The 16,415-nt window shown below is 69.1% G+C and carries 13 protein-coding genes and 1 pseudogene; 8 read left to right on the top strand and 6 right to left on the bottom strand.

The window, feature by feature from the left end:
• The coding region (locus A5659_RS02455) for a sensor domain-containing protein (RefSeq protein WP_197497888.1) at positions 1 to 539 on the top strand (539 nt) is incomplete at its 5' end.
• Between the two features lie 15 nt (positions 540 to 554).
• Here A5659_RS02455 and A5659_RS02450 read toward each other — a convergent pair.
• On the bottom strand, positions 555 to 1,136 hold the full coding sequence (locus A5659_RS02450; RefSeq protein ID WP_066863931.1) for a hypothetical protein: 582 nt from the start codon (positions 1,134 to 1,136) through the stop codon (positions 555 to 557).
• 334 nt (positions 1,137 to 1,470) lie between these two features.
• Entirely contained in the window at positions 1,471 to 2,601 is a 1,131-nt protein-coding gene (locus A5659_RS02445; RefSeq protein ID WP_156748768.1) for an adenylate/guanylate cyclase domain-containing protein, read from the bottom strand.
• Between the two features lie 32 nt (positions 2,602 to 2,633).
• On the opposite strand from A5659_RS02445, the pseudogene A5659_RS27565 reads away from it, so the two are divergent.
• A pseudogene (locus A5659_RS27565) lies at positions 2,634 to 2,726 on the top strand (DNA-deoxyinosine glycosylase); the annotation flags it as partial.
• Between the two features lie 24 nt (positions 2,727 to 2,750).
• Here the strand turns inward: A5659_RS27565 and A5659_RS02440 are convergent.
• Positions 2,751 to 4,136 (bottom strand): amidase, encoded by a 1,386-nt coding sequence (locus A5659_RS02440; protein ID WP_082975876.1) that lies wholly within the window; start codon positions 4,134 to 4,136, stop codon positions 2,751 to 2,753.
• A gap of 83 nt (positions 4,137 to 4,219) precedes the next feature.
• Between A5659_RS02440 and A5659_RS02435 the strand changes: the two genes are divergently transcribed.
• Both A5659_RS02435 and A5659_RS02430 read left to right on the top strand, forming a co-directional pair.
• A complete protein-coding gene (locus tag A5659_RS02435) occupies positions 4,220 to 4,654 on the top strand; it encodes an HIT family protein (RefSeq protein ID WP_066863937.1) in 435 nt (144 codons plus the stop codon).
• Positions 4,655 to 4,853: 199 nt separating this feature from the next.
• Positions 4,854 to 8,723, top strand: coding sequence for a bifunctional diguanylate cyclase/phosphodiesterase (locus A5659_RS02430; protein ID WP_067179132.1), 3,870 nt, complete (start codon positions 4,854 to 4,856; stop codon positions 8,721 to 8,723).
• 18 nt (positions 8,724 to 8,741) lie between these two features.
• Here the strand turns inward: A5659_RS02430 and A5659_RS02425 are convergent, their stop codons facing one another.
• From A5659_RS02425 to A5659_RS02415, 3 genes are read right to left on the bottom strand one after another with little or no spacing between them, the layout of a single operon-like run.
• Positions 8,742 to 9,773 (bottom strand): LLM class flavin-dependent oxidoreductase, encoded by a 1,032-nt coding sequence (locus A5659_RS02425; RefSeq protein WP_066880344.1) that lies wholly within the window; start codon positions 9,771 to 9,773, stop codon positions 8,742 to 8,744.
• Between the two features lie 43 nt (positions 9,774 to 9,816).
• Positions 9,817 to 10,947 (bottom strand): FAD-binding protein, encoded by a 1,131-nt coding sequence (locus tag A5659_RS02420; RefSeq protein WP_067179130.1) that lies wholly within the window; start codon positions 10,945 to 10,947, stop codon positions 9,817 to 9,819.
• On the bottom strand, positions 10,944 to 11,771 hold the full coding sequence (locus tag A5659_RS02415) for a uracil-DNA glycosylase (protein WP_066880342.1): 828 nt from the start codon (positions 11,769 to 11,771) through the stop codon (positions 10,944 to 10,946). The genes A5659_RS02420 and A5659_RS02415 overlap by 4 nt, the downstream gene beginning before the upstream one ends.
• 69 nt (positions 11,772 to 11,840) lie before the next feature.
• Here A5659_RS02415 and A5659_RS02410 point away from each other — a divergent pair, with 69 nt between their 5' ends.
• From A5659_RS02410 to A5659_RS02395, 4 genes are all read left to right on the top strand, one after another.
• Complete coding sequence (locus A5659_RS02410) at positions 11,841 to 13,088, top strand: MFS transporter (protein ID WP_067179134.1); 1,248 nt, start codon at positions 11,841 to 11,843, stop codon at positions 13,086 to 13,088.
• A gap of 20 nt (positions 13,089 to 13,108) precedes the next feature.
• Positions 13,109 to 14,476 carry an FAD-binding oxidoreductase gene (locus A5659_RS02405; protein ID WP_067179128.1) on the top strand — a complete coding sequence of 456 codons (1,368 nt, stop codon included), beginning with the start codon at positions 13,109 to 13,111 and terminating at the stop codon, positions 14,474 to 14,476.
• 115 nt (positions 14,477 to 14,591) lie between these two features.
• Positions 14,592 to 15,833 carry a cytochrome P450 gene (locus A5659_RS02400; RefSeq protein WP_197497887.1) on the top strand — a complete coding sequence of 414 codons (1,242 nt, stop codon included), beginning with the start codon at positions 14,592 to 14,594 and terminating at the stop codon, positions 15,831 to 15,833.
• Positions 15,833 to 16,414 (top strand): TetR/AcrR family transcriptional regulator, encoded by a 582-nt coding sequence (locus A5659_RS02395; RefSeq protein ID WP_067179124.1) that lies wholly within the window; start codon positions 15,833 to 15,835, stop codon positions 16,412 to 16,414. Before A5659_RS02400 ends, A5659_RS02395 begins: the two co-directional genes overlap by 1 nt.
• Position 16,415: the final 1 nt, after the last annotated feature.

The following is a 16,415-nucleotide window of genomic DNA, read 5'->3' as shown; positions in this document are numbered from 1 at the left end:
TCAACGGTGTGATGGGCTCGTCGTCGATGCAGCCGGGCAAACCCATCACCTCGACGGACAGCTCCTCGGTGACGGTCTCCGCGCCCGATTGCCAGGGGGCGCTGTACACCACGCAGGACCCGGTCTATGCGGGCACCGGCTACTCGGCGGTCAGCGGCCTGGTGTCCTCAGAGGCGGGCGACAACTACGACCACTGGGTCAACCAGGCCGTGGTGCTGTTTCCCTCCGCCGACAAGGCCAAGAGTTTCGTGCAGACCTCCGCGGACAAGTGGAAAGGCTGCGCCGGCAAGACGGTGACCGTCACCAACAAGAGCAAGACCTATCGGTGGACGTTCGCCCAACTTCAGGGCAGTCCACCGAAGATCACGCTGATGGACACCCAGGAGGGCGCCGACGGCTGGGAGTGCCAGCGAGCGCTCAGCGTGGCCAACAACGTGGTCGTCGACATCAACGCCTGCGGGTACCACATCAGCGATCAGGGCGCCCAGATCGCCGACAAGATCGTCGCCAAGATCGACAGCGAGAAGCCCGAGGGCTGAGGCGCTACGGCCTTGTCAGGACTGCAGATCGGGGCCCTGCGCGCGTAGGTCGTCGACGGCCGACATGGCGCCGCGCAGTTTGGCCAGCCACTCTTCGGCGTGCTCGCCGACCAGCTTGACCGACCAGGCCAGAGCGTCGGCGCGGGACCGGGCGACGCCGGCGTCCACCAGCGTGTCGAGCACCTGGCGTTCGGGTTGCTTCAGCCGCGTCATGACCGGTACGGCGATGTGGGTGAACAGGATTCGCTCGGCGCCGGCCGTGGAAGCGACCTCGACACCCCAGGAGACCTTGCGGCCGTAGCGATCCTGCGCTTCGTCGGCGATGCGCATGCGCTCCGAGCGGGTGTCCTCGCGGAACCGCGACGCCCGTCCGGCCGCGCGAGCCTCGCTCGCTTCGCCTTCCGCGCTGTCCGGGTCCGGGAGCTTGCCGATGACGGTGATCTCTTCGCGGTCGACGACCACCGTGGGGTCGCCGTCGAACCAGCTTTCCGGGAGACGTCCGGCGAACCACTCCGCGGCGTCGCTGGCGTCGGGTTGCTGGGCTTGCTGCCAGCCGCCGGGGCGGCCGTACCGCCTTTGTGTGTGATGGGCTTTCATGATTACATAATTACACCGTTACACCTGTTAGGGAACCGCCTTTCACCGGCAGCGAAACGACCCACCGGCGCGGACGTGTGGGCGGGTGTCGCCACGCCGTCGCAAGCGGTTCTCCACGACGCGGACCGCCCCGGAAAACCGTTGATCCGCGCTGTTGGTCGGCGTATTTTGGTTAGCGAAGCAGGCCCGGGAAGCGACCAATTCGAAGCGCTGGAACACGGGGTAGGAATCCGGCCGCGTAGGACACGCATAAGACGTCGTCAAACGCCCCCTAGAGTCGCACCGGGCCTGCCCATGCGTCGGGCACCTTTCTCGCCCGGGCAGCGCGGGCCCGTCAGTCGCCGTCGCCGCGCCGCACGCGGAAGAGCTTCACCTCGTTCTTGATGCCCTTGAGGCGCCGGGCGCCGGCGAATGAACCGGAGAACTCACCGCTGTCGCCGATGACGTCCCAGACCGAATCCGCGACCAGGACCGTGCCTGGGCGCGCCACGTTGGTGACGCGGCTCGCCACGTTGACCGGGCTGCCGAACCAGTCGCCGGCCCGGCTGACCGCCATGCCGGAGGCCACCCCGGCCCGCAGCCGGGGGAAGTCGTTGTCGGTGTCGACGGCCTCGACGAGCTTGACGATGACGTCGAGCAGCGGCAGCGGATCAGGGCAGACGAACATGACCGCGTCACCGATGGTCTTGATGAACCGCACCGGCGGCACCGTCATGTCCCGGGCGAGGATGGCCAGCCGGTTGGCCAGATGTCCCAGTTCCTCGGGCGACACCGCCTCACCGATCCGGGTGAAGCCGACCAGATCCGCGAAGGCAACGGTGATCTGGCGCGCCCCGGGCAGCGGCTCGCCGGCGGCCCGCTCCGCGGCGTTGATCGCCTCGGTTTCCATCATGTGGCGCAGCTGCATGAACAACATGTGCTCGATCATCGGGCCGAGCATGGGCGCGATCTGTCCCACCAAAGCCTTTGACGCCTTGGCGATTTCGAGCTCGCTGTTACCCGGCCGCATGATCGCCGAGAGCGCCGTGTAGCGCATGACTTCGGCGGCCCGCGACAGACCTTCGGCCAGCACCCGAACCACGAGAACCACCTGCTCGGGATCCAGCCCCAGCTCGACGAATCGCTGGGCGAAGGCGGCGGCTTCGCCGTCGGCGCGCATGTGAACGACCGCGTCGGGGTCGTCCACGCGAACCAGGCCGATCGCGCGCTGCACGCGCTGCAACAGCCCCAGGTCGATGCCGTGGGTCTCGCTGATCTCCCGGGTGGACACGTAGGTGCCGTCATCGCCGATCAGATGGCGGGTGGCCAGCAGCAGGGGCGGATTGGTGGTGCGGATCTCCTCGGTGGTGATGCCCTGCTCGAGCAGCCACCGCACCAATTCGGCGCGCTCGATGCGCGCGGTTCCCTCGAGACCCTCGAGCAAATCGTCGATGTTCTGGTCGGCCCCGTCCTGCACGTTCGTCAACCTACAACGCGGGCCAGCCAGGATGTGGGGTGATGAACGCACCGCCGCTGCGGGGATTCCCGCCGGTCGTCGATGAGCGAGCCCGGACACTGATCCTGGGCTCGCAATCGTTGGTGGCCGGCAGGGTACTAGGCCAATCGGCGCGGCGGCTATGACACCGGCGGTCGCCGCAGGGCCCACGGTCGGGCGGCTTCGATCTGCGCCGACAGCGACAGCAGCGTCGCCTCGTCGTATGGCCTGCCGACGAGTTGGACCGACAACGGCAGGCGGTCGCCATCGAGGTCCCACGGCACCACCGCTGCGGGCTGCCCGGTCAGGTTCCAAACCTGTTGGTAGGGAACGTATCGACCGACCCTCAGCAGCGTCGACACCGCGCCGCGGCGTTGATAGGCGCCGATGCGCGACGGGCCCGTCGCCGTGCCGGGCGTGACGACGACGTCGACGTCGTCGAAGATCGCCTGGATCCGCGAGACCACCCCATCCTCGTTGGCCCGGATCGCCTCCATCCGCCGGTCCGAAAAGAACGAACCCAGACGGGCGATGTTGCGGGTGCGCGCCTCCAGGCGTTCCGGATGGGCCAGCGCGTCCGCGTCGTCGCAGATACCGCGCAGATATCGGGGCAGATAGTTGGCGAACATCGCCGAGGCCGGATACTCGGGATCGGCCCTGATGACGTCATGGCCCAGGTCGCGCAGCAGCGCACCGGCCTGCTCGACCGCCGTCAGCTCCGCCTTGCCCACCCGGACCGGCAACGGGGTTGGCACCTTGGTGCTCAACGCAATTCGCAACCGGCCGGGGCTGCGGCCCGCCGCCGTCACGAACTCCCCTTCGGGACCGGGCACCGTCGACGTCGCATCCAGGAACACCGCCGCGTCCAGTACCGTGCGCGCGATCGGGCCGTTGGCGCTCAGCCCGTACCAGGCATCGTCGTGCGGTTCCAACGACACCCGGTCGCGCTGCGGCTTCAAGCCGAACAGCCCGCACCACGTCGCCGGGATGCGGATCGAGCCGCCCCCGTCGGATCCCAAAGCCAGCGACGCCAACCCGGCGGCGACCGCGGCGGCGCTTCCCCCGCTGCTGCCACCGGGGGTGCGGGTGGGGTTCCACGGGTTGCGGGTGGCGCCGAAGGTCATCGACTCGGTGTAGGGCAGCATCATCAGCTCGGGCACATTGGTCTTGCCGATGATCACCGCACCCGCGGCGCGCAACCGGCGCACCACCTCGGCATCGGAGGTGACGGCGGGCCGGTGTCCGCCGCTGCCGAACGTCGTCACCTGCCCGGCGACGTCGACGTCGTCTTTGATCGCCACCGGCACGCCGAGCAACGGCAGCCGCTCGCCCGCGTCCAGCCGCTCCTGCGCCGCGGCGGCCTCGTAACGAGCTTGATCGGCGAGCACCACGCGGTAGCACCGCAGCTGGCTGTCCAGCCGCGCTATCCGCTCCAGGTAGACCTCGAGCAACTCCGGCGCGGTCAGTTCACCGTCGGCCAGCATGCGCGCTTGTGCCGCCGCGCCGGCGAACGCGAGATCGTTCACCGCGGCAGCGTATCCCGCGATTCGAGGCAGGCCCCGGATGGTCTCGGCGTGGCCATGGCGAAGCAGCCAGTACCGTGGGCGACATGTCCTGCGTGTTCTGTGCGATCGTCGCCGGCGAAGCCCCGGCCATCCGGATCTACGAAGACGACGACTACCTGGCCATCCTCGACATCCGCCCGTTCACCCGCGGCCACACGCTGGTGCTGCCCAAACGGCACAGCGTCGATCTCACCGACACCGCGCCGGAGACCCTGGCCGGGATGGTCACCCTGGGCCAACGCATCGCCCGGGCCGCGCGGACCACCGAACTGGCCGACGCCACCAACATCGCTGTCAACGACGGCCGCGCCGCTTTCCAGACCGTGTTCCACATCCACCTGCACGTTCTGCCCCGCCGCAACGGCGACAAGCTGTCGGTGGCCAAGGGAATGCTGCTGCGCCGCGACCCCGACCGGGACGCCACCGGCCAGATTCTGCGCAACGCGCTGGCCCGTATCGATGCAAGTCAGGCCGATTGAGCCCAACGGCGACGGCCGCACCCCGCCCCAACCTGGCAAAAGCCGCACTTGGCGAACATCAGCAGCGGTTTAATGCCCAGTAACGCGTGGTGAAGTTGTTCATTCTTCGCCACACAGCAGGGGATCGGCTGGAGCGGTGATGCAACGCTGGGCGGTAAGTCCGTGGCGGCGGTCGGGGGTGCCCCCGCGCGCCGGCTGGATGCTCGCCGCCGCATACGGCGTCGCCGAATTGCTGCTGTTGCTGTCGTCGGTGCGGGGCTGGCACGGCCCCTACGGGACTCGGCCGGTCAACGAGTTCGTCATCGCGGTGTGTCTGGTTGTCGCCGCGGCATTGGCCGGTCGCGCGGCCCGCCGCACGTCCGGACGGCAGCGTTACGGCTGGCTGGCGCTGGTAACGGCCCTGCTCGGCTGGGCGGTGGGCGAGACCATCTGGGCGGTCTACGACGTGCGACCGGAGGTCGAACACGCCGCCCACCCGGCGGCCTCCGAGATCGTGCTGCTGCTATGGCCGGTCGGCGCCATGGTGTCGCTGATGCTGCTGTCCCAGCTGTCCCGCAACAGCCCCCGGCGGCTGCTGCTCGACGGTCTTATCGTGGCGACCTCGCTGTTCGTCATCTCCTGGGTGTTCGTGGTCGAAGCGCAGCTGCAGGAGCGGACGGGCACCCGGCTGGCGACATTCGCGGAGATCTTCAACGACATCGTCTTGCTGACGACGGCGATCCTGATGCTGTCCCGGGCGCGCCCCGGCGACCGGCCCAGCCGGAGCCTGGTCGCCGCCGGCGTCGCGACGATCAGCGTCGCCGACATGATGCTGGTCTTCTACACCGGCATCGGCAGCTATCACACCGGCGATGTCGGTGACGTGATACGAGTGGCCGGCCTGGCGATGCTGGCGCTGGGCGCAACGGCCGTCGTGCACGAGCACCCCACGCCGGCATCGCCGGACGAGATCGAGTTCCGCACCCGCCTGTGGCTGCCCTACCTGCCGCTGATCCTGGCGGCAACCGTGGGCTGGGGACATGCGGCGGGCAACGCGATGCACGAACCGATGCTGGCCGCGCTCGGCATCCTGGTGGCCGCCGTCTTGGCGCGGCAGTTCGTCGTCCTCGTCGAGAACCAGAATCTGCTGTCGGAGGTCGCGCGGGAGGCCTTCCGCGACAACCTGACCGGCCTGGCCAACCGGGCGCTTTTCCTGCACCGACTGGACCAGGCCGTCGCGCGGCGACGCCCTGACGGCACCCCGATCGCGGTGTTGTGTCTGGACCTCGACAACTTCAAGGCGGTCAATGACGCCCTGGGCCATCCGGCCGGGGACGAACTCCTGGTCCGGGTCGCCGGCCGGCTCACCGCGGCGCTGGGGGAACAGGGCACCATCGCCCGGCTCGGCGGCGACGAATTCGCGGCGGTCATCGAAGCCTCCGTCGAGGAATCGCAGGCGGCCGCGCATCGGATTCTCGACGCCTTCACCGGCGCCATCCTGATCGAGGGCATTCCGATCACGGTGCGGCCGAGCATCGGATTCACGGTGGCCACCGGCGCGACGAACTGCACGGTCGATCAGCTGCTGCGCCACGCGGACTTGGCCATGTACGCCGCCAAACGCGAAGGGGGACAATGCATTCGCAGCTTCATGCCCGACCTGCCGCTGCCGTATGCGTTTCCGCCGGCGCCGGGTTCGACCAGACCCTCGGTGGCGGCCCGCGCTCTTGGCGGTGACGGCCAGGCACCGCCGGAGTCCCGAACCACCTCCGAGGTCGCGAACGCCACAGCGGCCCAGCCCGAGGATGCGCCCGACGCCGTCCGCTGGCCCCCACGAGACGTCCGGACCGCCCTGGTGCTGCTGGCGATCGGGGTGGTCGCCTTCGCCGTGTCCAGCGTTGTCCGCCCCAATGCCGGGCACGGCATCCTCTCCGCCGCCGCCCTGTACACGGCGCTGACCGTGGTGGCGGCCGGACTGATCGCCCTACGCGCGTACCGGGTTCCGGCCGACCGGTTGGCCTGGGCGCTGATCGCCGCCGGTATGGCGTGCTCGGCCGTGGGCGACGTCGTCTATGCCCTGTGGGTGCCCAGCGGCCGATCCCCGTCGGTGGCCGATCCGGAGTATCTCGCGTACTACCCCTTCGTCTACGCCGGGCTGCTGTTGCTCATGCGGGCACGGCTCAAGCGGCTGCCGATCCCGGTTCAGCTCGACTCGCTCATCTGCGCCCTGACGTTGGCGGCGGTGGCCGCGGCGCTGACCGCGGGTCCGATCGGGGCGGCCGCGGTGCGCGCACCGGCGACGGTGTGGGTGGGCATCGCCTATCCGTGGAGCGATATGGTGCTGCTCGCGCTGGCCGCCGGCATGTTGCCGATCCTGGGCTGGCGCAACGAGATTCGCTGGGCGCTGCTGGTGGCCGGATTGGTCCTGTTTGCGTTCGCGGACGCGGCGTATCTGTTCGAGACGTCGGCCGGCTTGTATCGGAGCGGATCCCTGCTGGATGCCTGCTGGGCCGCGTCGTCATTACTGATCGCCATGGCGAGCTGGGCCAGATCGTCGTCGATCACGCCGCCATCGCGAGGCCGCATCGCGCCCTACGCCACTCCGGTGGCATCGGCCGTGGTCGCGTTGGCCGTGATCGTCCTGGCCCACCATTCGCGGCTCGCGGCGACGCTGGCGGCGCTGAGCCTGGTCGTGGCGGCCGGGCGGTTCGCGCTGACCTTCCGGGACGCCAGCCTGCTGGAGACCAACGACAAACTCGCCATGACCGACGAGTTGACGGCGCTGCCCAACCGGCGCTCACTGGCGACGGCCCTGACCGGGTTGCCCGCTTCGCCGCCACCGGACAGCCCGTCGATGCCGACCCGGGCGCACGCGCGCCGGGCGCTGTTGTTGTTGAGCCTGAGCGATTTCCACGAGATCACCGACTCCATCGGTAGACAGTTCGGCGACGAGCTGCTGTGCCACATCGCAAACCGGTTGGCCGGCTGCGTCCGTCGTGACGATCTGCTCGCGCGGGTGGGGGAAGACCAGTTCGCCGTGCTGCTGTCGGATGGGGCCAACCTCACCGCCGCCAGCGCGTCGGCGGGTCGCCTGCTCGAAGCCCTCAGCGAGCCAATCGCTTTGGACCCGATCACCGTGCAGGTGGACGCCCGCATCGCCATCGCGCTGTGCCCGGACCACTGCGACTCCCCCGAGGAGCTGCTCAGCCGCGCCGAAATCACCATGGCGCACGCCAAATCCGCCCGCAGCAAGATCGCGGTCTACGACTCCTCGTTCGAGGCGTATCGCGACAACGACCCCAGCCTGATCGAGGAATTACGCACGGCGTTGTTCGATACCGACGAGCTGCAATTGCATTACCAACCCAAGATCGACGGCCGCGACGGCAGCGTCCACAGCGTCGAGGCGGTGCTGCGTTGGCAGCACCCCACCCGCGGGACACTGCTGCCGGAGGAGTTTCTGTCCGTCGCCGAACGCGCCGGGCTGATGCGCAAGATCTCCAACCGCACGCTGAGCATGGCTCTCGCGCAGGTCCGCTCCTGGCGCGAGCAGGGCATGCCGCTCACCGTCGCGGTGAACCTGTCGACGACCAACCTGCTGGACATCGAACTCGTCGGCACCGTCGAGCGGCTGCTCGCCAATTACGACCTGCCCGCCGAGGCGTTGATCCTCGAGATCACCGAGAGCGCGCTGGTGGACTCGGTGCGTTCGCGCAACACCGTCGCCGCGCTGCAGAGCCTGGGAATCCGGATCTCGCTCGACGATTACGGCACCGGCTGGTCGTCTCTGGCTCGGCTGCAAGAGGTTTCGGTCGACGAGCTGAAGCTCGACCGGATTTTCGTGGCGCGCTTGGCCCACGACGCGCGGTCGGTGGCCATCGTGCGCTCGACGGTGGCGCTGGCGTCCAATCTGGGCGCCGACCTGGTGGCCGAGGGGGTCGAGAACGAGGCCACCCTGAACGCCCTGCGCCGGTATGGCTGCACCATCACCCAGGGCTTCGTGCACACCCCGCCGTTGCCGCCGGATGACCTGCGGGACTGGATCGCCAACCACGCACCCAATCCGCACCCGAGCCAGTCCAACGGGTGAGCGTCACCGCCGGCGGTGTCAGAACAGCTCTTTGGCCAGCAGTTCCAGCGTCGCGACCCGCGCCGGGCCGGTGCTGGGATCGGTGCCGCGGCGCGCCGATGCCACCGGGTTGACCATGACTTCGTCGACGCCGAACCGGTCGGCCAGTGCCCGGATCTGCTCGGCGGCCTCCGCCGGCGCCCCCAGGACGGCGCGCTGCAGCCCGCTCTCCACGATCCGCTGCTGCTGGCCGGTCAACTGGGCGACCGCGGCCTCCTCGACCAGCGGCACCGGCCCGAGCGGCTGCCCGGTCCGCAACCGGGCCATCATCTGCAGGTTGGGCAACATCAAAGCCGTTGCCTCCTCGCGGGTTTCGGCCACGGCGGCGTTCACCGTCAGGAAGGTCAGCGGCTCGGCGGTCAGCTCGCTGGGCTTGAATCGCGCACGGTAGACCTCGAGCGCCTCTTCGGTTCCGTTGCCGGAGAAGTGATGTGCGAACACATACGGCAACCCCTTGGCGGCGGCCAGATGCGCCGAGTACATCGACGAACCCAACAGCCATAGCCGCGGTTCGCCCGCCGCGGCCGGGGTGGCCTTGAGGGTGTAGTCACCCGAGCGCAGCGGAACCCGCACGCCGCGAGCGCTCATCAGCGCCGCCACGTCGTCGAGATACTCCGGGAAGTTCTCGATGTCACGATCGTCCCGACCGCCGCGCAGCGCATACGACGTCACCGGATCGGAGCCGGGTGCGCGGCCGATGCCGAGGTCGATGCGGCCTGGGGCGGCGGCCTCCAGCAGCGCGAACTGCTCGGCGACCGCCAGCGGCGCGTGGTTGGGCAGCATCACGCCACCCGAGCCGAGCCGAAGCTGCGCGGTCTGCGCGGCCAGGTAGGCGAGCACCACCGGTGGGCTGGTGGCACCCACCGACGGCATGTTGTGGTGCTCGGCGACCCAGTAGCGGGTGAAGCCCAGCCGATCCGCGGCCTGGGCCAGTTGCACGGTGGCCGCCAGCGCGTCGCCGGTGGTCTGGTCGGTGCGCACCGGGATGAGATCAAGGACGGAAAGACGCACGTTGGCGTCAACGCGCGCGGGCCGGCAAACGTTCCCGCTCGGCTCAGTACTCTCTGAGGGTGATCGAGGCGACGATGCGGTCGAACACCTCCTGGGGTATCGGCGCGCCGCCCGGAATGTTGTCCACGACCAGCCATTGGTTGCGCTTGACGTAGTCGCTGAACTCGCGGTGGTAGTTGGCGAAGCCGGCCGCATGGTCGAGCGTCTCGCCCTCGGTGGCCGCCTTGAGTTCGCCGGCCAAGATGTAGGCACCCAGCAGCGCGACGCTGGTGCCCTGGCCCGACAGGGGCGAGCAGCAGTAGCCGGCGTCACCGACCAGCGCCACCCGGCCCCGCGCCCAGCGATCCATCTTGATCTGCGACATCTCGTCGAAGTAGAAGTCCGGCGCGCTGCGCATGTACTCCAGCAGTTGCGGACGGACCCAGCCGTCGTCGGCCATCCGCCGCGCAAGCTCGGCGAATTGGGCCTCGGTGTCGCGATAGTCGATCCGCAGATCGGTGTCCATGAAGCCCAACATGGCCCGCGCCTCGGCGTTGTTACGCGCGCTGTATACCCCCGCCATGGTGGAGTCGCCGTAGTGCCACATCTGCCAGTAGTCCAGGTCCAGAAAATTGGGCACGGTGAAGATCGCCGCGTGGGTGCCCAGCCTCTCGATGAAGTCGTCTTCGGGCCCGAAGACCAAACGCCGCACGTTGGAATGCAATCCGTCGGCGCCGATGACCAGGTCGAAACTGCGCGGCGCGGCGTGCTCGAAGGTCACGCGGACCGCCGTCCCGTCGTCGTCCAGGGCGGTGATGGTGTCGTCGAAGAGGTATTCGGCCGACCATTGGCTTGCGCCGTAAAGCAATTCGACCAAATCGTCGCGCAACAGCTCGATGTTGGGACTGTCGATGGCGCCACCGGTCGGTGTCGACTCGGTGTCCCGGGACAACTCGTTGCCGTCACGGTCGACGACCGACGAGCCCCGGATTTGCGTCTTGCGCTTTTGGGCGGCGCCCAGCAGCCCCATCCGGTCGAGCACCGTCAGCGCCGGCCCCCGCACGTCGATCGCCTGACCGCCCGGCCGCGGCCCCCGATGGCGCTCCACCACGGTGACTGAAAAGCCATGCTGCCCAAGCCAAAACGCGGCCGCCGCACCAGCCACGCTGGCGCCGGATACCAGAACGTCGGTCACTTGATTCCTGCCAGTTCCTTAGCGTCACGGAAGACGTCGTCGAGCATTGCTGGTGTCAACCTACCGGTGAACATGTTTTGCTGGCTTGGGTGGTAGCAGCCGAGCAGTCGTACACCGGGCGCGAGATCAGCGACGACGCCGTGGCCGAACCGGGGCTTTCGCCCGGTCGTGGTGCCCGGTAGCCGCAGCGCGATCTGCCAGCCGAATCCGCCCAGGGCCACCACCACGCGAACATCCGCGGAGACCAACCGCCATTCGGCCCGCAGCCAGGGCCAGCAGGTGTCGCGCTCCTGCGGCGTCGGCGCGTTGGCGGGAGGCGCGCACCGCACCGGCGCGACGATGCGAATGTGCTTGGTCCGCAAGCCATCCGCGGCGTCGACGCTGGTCGGTTGGTTCACCAGCCCGGCCCGGTACAGCGCCGCGTACAACTGGTCGCCCGAGCGGTCGCCGGTGAACATCCGTCCCGTCCGGTTGGCGCCGTGGGCGGCGGGCGCCAATCCGACGATCAGCAAGCGGGGCCGCGCCGACCCCCAGCTGGGCACCGGTCTCCCCCAATACGGTTGGTCGGCAAAGGCCCGACGCTTGACGACGGCGACGTCCTCGCGCCAGTCAACCAGCCGCGGGCAGGCCCGGCAGACGCTGACCAGAGCGTCGATTTCGGGAATCGAGCCGGCGCGCTCGGCGAGTTCGGCGACCGCGGCGGCGTCGCCCGCCACGGGGGTCTGCGGGGTGGCCGGATCGCCCGGCCATCCGGTGCCGGCACCGACCGGTGAGCCGAACTCCTGGCCGGTACGTGGGTGGGCGAGCACATCAACATCCTGCATTCCGTCAGGGTGACCACGAAATCCAGTGGCTCGCGCCGCCGGTTTGCGGTTAGATTTCCCGCGATATTCATGAGCCATACGAGCCGCGGCCCGGCGTCCCTGATCCTGTTCGCGACGCTGCTTGCAACGACGGGCACCGGCATTTCGATCGTGGCCTTCCCATGGTTGGCACTGCAGCACCACGACAGCGCCAAGGGCGCCTCGATCGTGGCCGCTGCCATGACGCTGCCGTTGGTGCTCTCCACGCTGATCGCCGGCACCGCGGTCGATTTCTTCGGACGCCGCCGGGTGTCGCTGGTCTCCGATTCCCTGTCCGGCATGGCGGTCATCGGTGTGCCGCTGACCGCTTGGTTCTTCGGCGCCGAAGCAATCAACGTCGCCGAGTTGGCTGTGTTGGCCTGCTGCGCGGCCGCCTTCGATCCCGCCGGGACCACGGCGCGTCAGTCGATGCTGCCTGAGGCGGCCGCCCGCGCGGGCTGGTCCCTGGACCGCACCAATAGCAGCTACGAGGCGATCCTGAATTTGGCCTTGATCCTGGGCCCCGGCATCGGCGGGTTGATGATCGCCACGCTGGGCGGCATCAACACGATGTGGGTCACGGCGGGCTGTTTCGGCTTGTCCTTCCTGGCGATCGGGGGGCTGCGGCTGGAAGGCGCCGGAAGGCCACAGGAGGCGAGCCGCCCGGTGGGACTGGTTTCCGGCGTCGCCGAAGGGATGCGGTTCGTCTGGAACCTGCGCGTGCTGCGCACCCTAGGCTTGATCGACTTGTTCGTCACCGCGCTGTACCTGCCGATGGAAAGCGTGTTGTTTCCAAAGTATTTCGCCGACCAGCACCAACCCGCCCAGTTGGGGTGGGCGCTGATGGCGCTCGGGGTCGGCGGCGTGGTGGGCGCGCTCGGCTACGCCGTGGTGTCGAGATACACCCGGCGGCGCACGGCGGTGCTGACCGCGACCCTCACCTTCGGTGCCGCGACGGCCGGCATCGCGTTCCTGCCCCCATTGCCGGTGATCCTGGTGTTGTGCGGCGTAACCGGCCTGGTCTACGGCCCCATCCAACCGATCTACAACTACGTCATGCAGACCCGCGCGCCGCATCGGCTGCGCGGTCGGGTGGTCGGGGTGATGTCGGGCCTGACGTACGCCGCGGGACCGTTGGGTTTGCTGGTCGCGGGCCCGTTGGCCGACGCCGCCGGGCTGAAGGTCACGTTCCTGGCGCTGGCGGTACCGATCCTGCTGATCGGCTTGGCGGCCTGCCGGCTGCCGTCGCTGCGGGAACTGGACCGCGCGCCGGAGTTCGCCGAGGACCCCGGCCCGTGACACGGGCTTAGGATCGGGCCGTGAGCTCTGACGCCCTGGCCGGCCTGATCGCCGATCTGCCCGACGGGATGGTGGTCACCGACCCGACCGTCACCGAGGGTTATCGCCAGGACCGCGCCTTCGACCCGTCGGCCGGCAAGCCGCTGGCCGTGGTGCGGCCGCGGCGCACCGAAGACGTGCAGACCGTGCTGCGCTGGGCTACCGCCCACCGGGTGCCCGTCGTGACCCGTGGTGCCGGCAGCGGCCTGTCCGGCGGGGCGACCGCGCTGGACGACGGCATCGTGCTGTCCACCGAGAAGATGCGCGACATCACCGTCGACCCGGTGACCCGCACCGCCGTATGCCAGCCGGGACTGTTCAACGCCGAGGTGAAGAAGGCCGTCGCCGAGCACGGCCTGTGGTATCCGCCCGATCCGTCGTCGTTCGAGATCTGCAGCATCGGCGGCAACATCGCCACCAACGCCGGCGGGCTGTGCTGCGTGAAGTACGGCGTCACCACCGACTACGTGCTGGGCATGCAGGTCGTGCTGGCCGACGGGACGGCCGTGCGGCTGGGCGGGCCACGGTTGAAGGACGTTGCGGGCCTGTCGCTGACCAAGCTGTTCGTCGGCAGCGAGGGCACCCTGGGCGTCGTCACCGAGGTGACACTGCGGCTGGTGCCCAAGCAGAACGCGTCCAGCATCGTGGTGGCGAGCTTCGCCACGGTCGAGGATGCGGTCGAGGCGGTGCTCGGCGTCACCGCGCGGCTTCGTCCCTCGATGCTGGAGTTCATGGATTCGGTGGCGATCAACGCCGTCGAGGACACCCTGCGCATGGATCTCGACCGCGGGGCGGCCGCCATGCTGGTGGCGGGATCGGACGAGCGCGGCCGCGCCGGCAGCGAGGACGCCGAGATCATGGCCGAGGTATTCGCGGAACGCGCTGCGACGGAAGTCTTTTCGACCGACGATCCCGACGAGGGCGAGGCGTTCGTCGTGGCCCGGCGGTTCTGCATCCCGGCCGTCGAAGCCAAGGGGTCGCTCCTGCTCGAGGACGTCGGCGTGCCGCTGCCGGCGCTGGGCCGCCTGGTGACCGGGATCGCGCGCATCGCCGCCGAACGCGACCTGATGATCTCGGTGATCGCGCACGCCGGCGACGGCAACACCCACCCGCTGATCGTCTACGACCCCGCCGACGCCGACATGACCGAACGCGCGCACCTGGCGTTCGGCGAGATCATGGATCTCGCCGTCGGCCTGGGCGGCACCATCACCGGCGAGCACGGCGTCGGCCGGTTGAAGCGGCCCTGGCTGGCCGGCTATCTGGGCCCCGACGTGATGGATTTGAACCGGCGCATCAAGCAGGCGCTGGATCCGCAGGGCATTTTGAACCCGGGCGCGGCTATTTAGGCCTTTGCTCTCGAGTGCCCGGCCAGCCGGGCGCTCGGTGGTGGGCGCCCGGCCAGCGGGGCGCCCGGCGTGCGGCAGGGTTGACATATCGTCACGACTGTCGTACGAATGAGACATGGCTGCTGTTATGTCTCACGAAGCGCCGGTCGCTTTCCAGCTGGCCACCGCCGACACCTGGCCCAACCCGTGGCCGATGTACCGCGCGCTGCGCGACCACGACCCGGTGCACCACGTCGTGCCGGCCAACCACCCCGAGCATGACTACTACGTGCTCTCCCGGCACGCCGACGTGTGGGCCGCGGCCCGCGACCACGAAACCTTCTCCTCCGCCAAGGGTCTGACCGTCAACTATGACGACCTGGAACTGATTGGGCTGCAGGACAATCCACCGTTCGTGATGCAGGATCCCCCGGTACACACGCAGTTCCGCAAGCTGGTGTCGCGGGGCTTCACCCCGCGGCAGGTGGAGGCGGTGGAGCCCAAGGTCACCGAGTTCGTCGTCGAGCGCATCGAGGGGTTGCGTTCGGCCGGCGGCGGCGACATCGTCGCGGAGCTGTTCAAGCCGCTGCCGTCGATGGTGGTCGCCCACTATCTCGGTGTGCCCGAGGAGGATTGGGCCCAGTTCGACGGCTGGACCCAGGCCATCGTCGCGGCCAACACCGCCGAAGGCGGCGTCGCCGGCGCCCTGGAGACCGTCGGCGATGCCGTCGGGTCGATGATGGCCTACTTCACCGGGTTGATCGAACGGCGCCGGACCGAACCCGAGGACGACACCATCTCGCACCTGGTGGCCGCCGGGGTCGGTGCCAACGGTGACATCGCCGGCACCCTGTCGATCCTGGCGTTCACGTTCACCATGGTCACCGGCGGCAACGACACCGTCACCGGCATGCTCGGCGGTTCGATGCCGCTGCTGCACGAACGACCCGACCAGCGTCAGCTGCTGGTGGACGACCCCGACCGCATTCCCGATGCCGTCGAGGAACTGCTGCGGATGACCTCACCGGTGCAGGGCCTGGCCCGCACGGTCACCCGGGACGTGACCGTCGGCGAGACCACCATTTCGGCCGGGCGCAGGGTGCTGTTGCTCTACGGCTCGGCCAACCGCGACGAACGCCAATACGGCTCGGACGCAGGCGAACTCGACGTCACCCGCTGCCCCCGCAACATCCTGACGTTCAGCCACGGCGCACACCATTGTCTGGGCGCCGCCGCCGCGCGGATGCAATCGCGCGTCGCACTGACCGAACTCCTGACCCGGTGCCCGGACTTCGAGGTGGACGAATCCGGCATCGTCTGGGCCGGCGGCAGCTACGTCCGGCGCCCGCTGTCGGTGCCGATCCGGACGACGTCCTGATGGCAGGCAACGACTGGCTGGGCACGCACCGGACCGAGGCGGCCGCCGACCGGATCCTCGACGCCGCCGAGCGGCTCTACACCCAGCGCGATTCCGACTCGATCGGCATGAACGAAATCGCCCGCGCCGCAGGCTGTTCCCGCGCGACGCTGTACCGGTATTTCGAGAACCGCGAGGCGCTGCGAACCGCCTACGTCCACCGCGAAACCCACCGGCTGGGCCGCGAGATCATCGCGCGCACCGGCGACATCGAGGACCCACGCGAACGGCTGGTCGCGAGCATCCTCGTCACGCTGGCGATGGTTCGCGAAAGCCCGGCGCTGGCATCCTGGTTCGCCACCACCCGCCCGCCGGTAGGTGGCGAACTGGCCGGACAGTCCGACGTCATCGCGGCGTTGGCGGTGGCGTTCCTGCAATCGCTGGGACCCGACGATCCCGCCGTCATCGAACGCCGCGGCCGCTGGATGGTGCGGGTGATCGTTTCGCTGCTGACCCACCCGGGCCATGACGAAGCCGAGGAGCGGGCGATGATCGAGGAATTCGTCGTCCCGATCGTGACGCCGGTGTCCGCCCGCGACTAGC

It is taken from the genome of Mycobacterium sp. 1165196.3, from assembly GCF_001673415.1.
GTDB lineage: Bacteria > Actinomycetota > Actinomycetes > Mycobacteriales > Mycobacteriaceae > Mycobacterium > Mycobacterium europaeum_A.
Note: the sequence above shows the minus strand (reverse complement) of the source record. Positions and strands in the feature narration are given on the sequence as shown.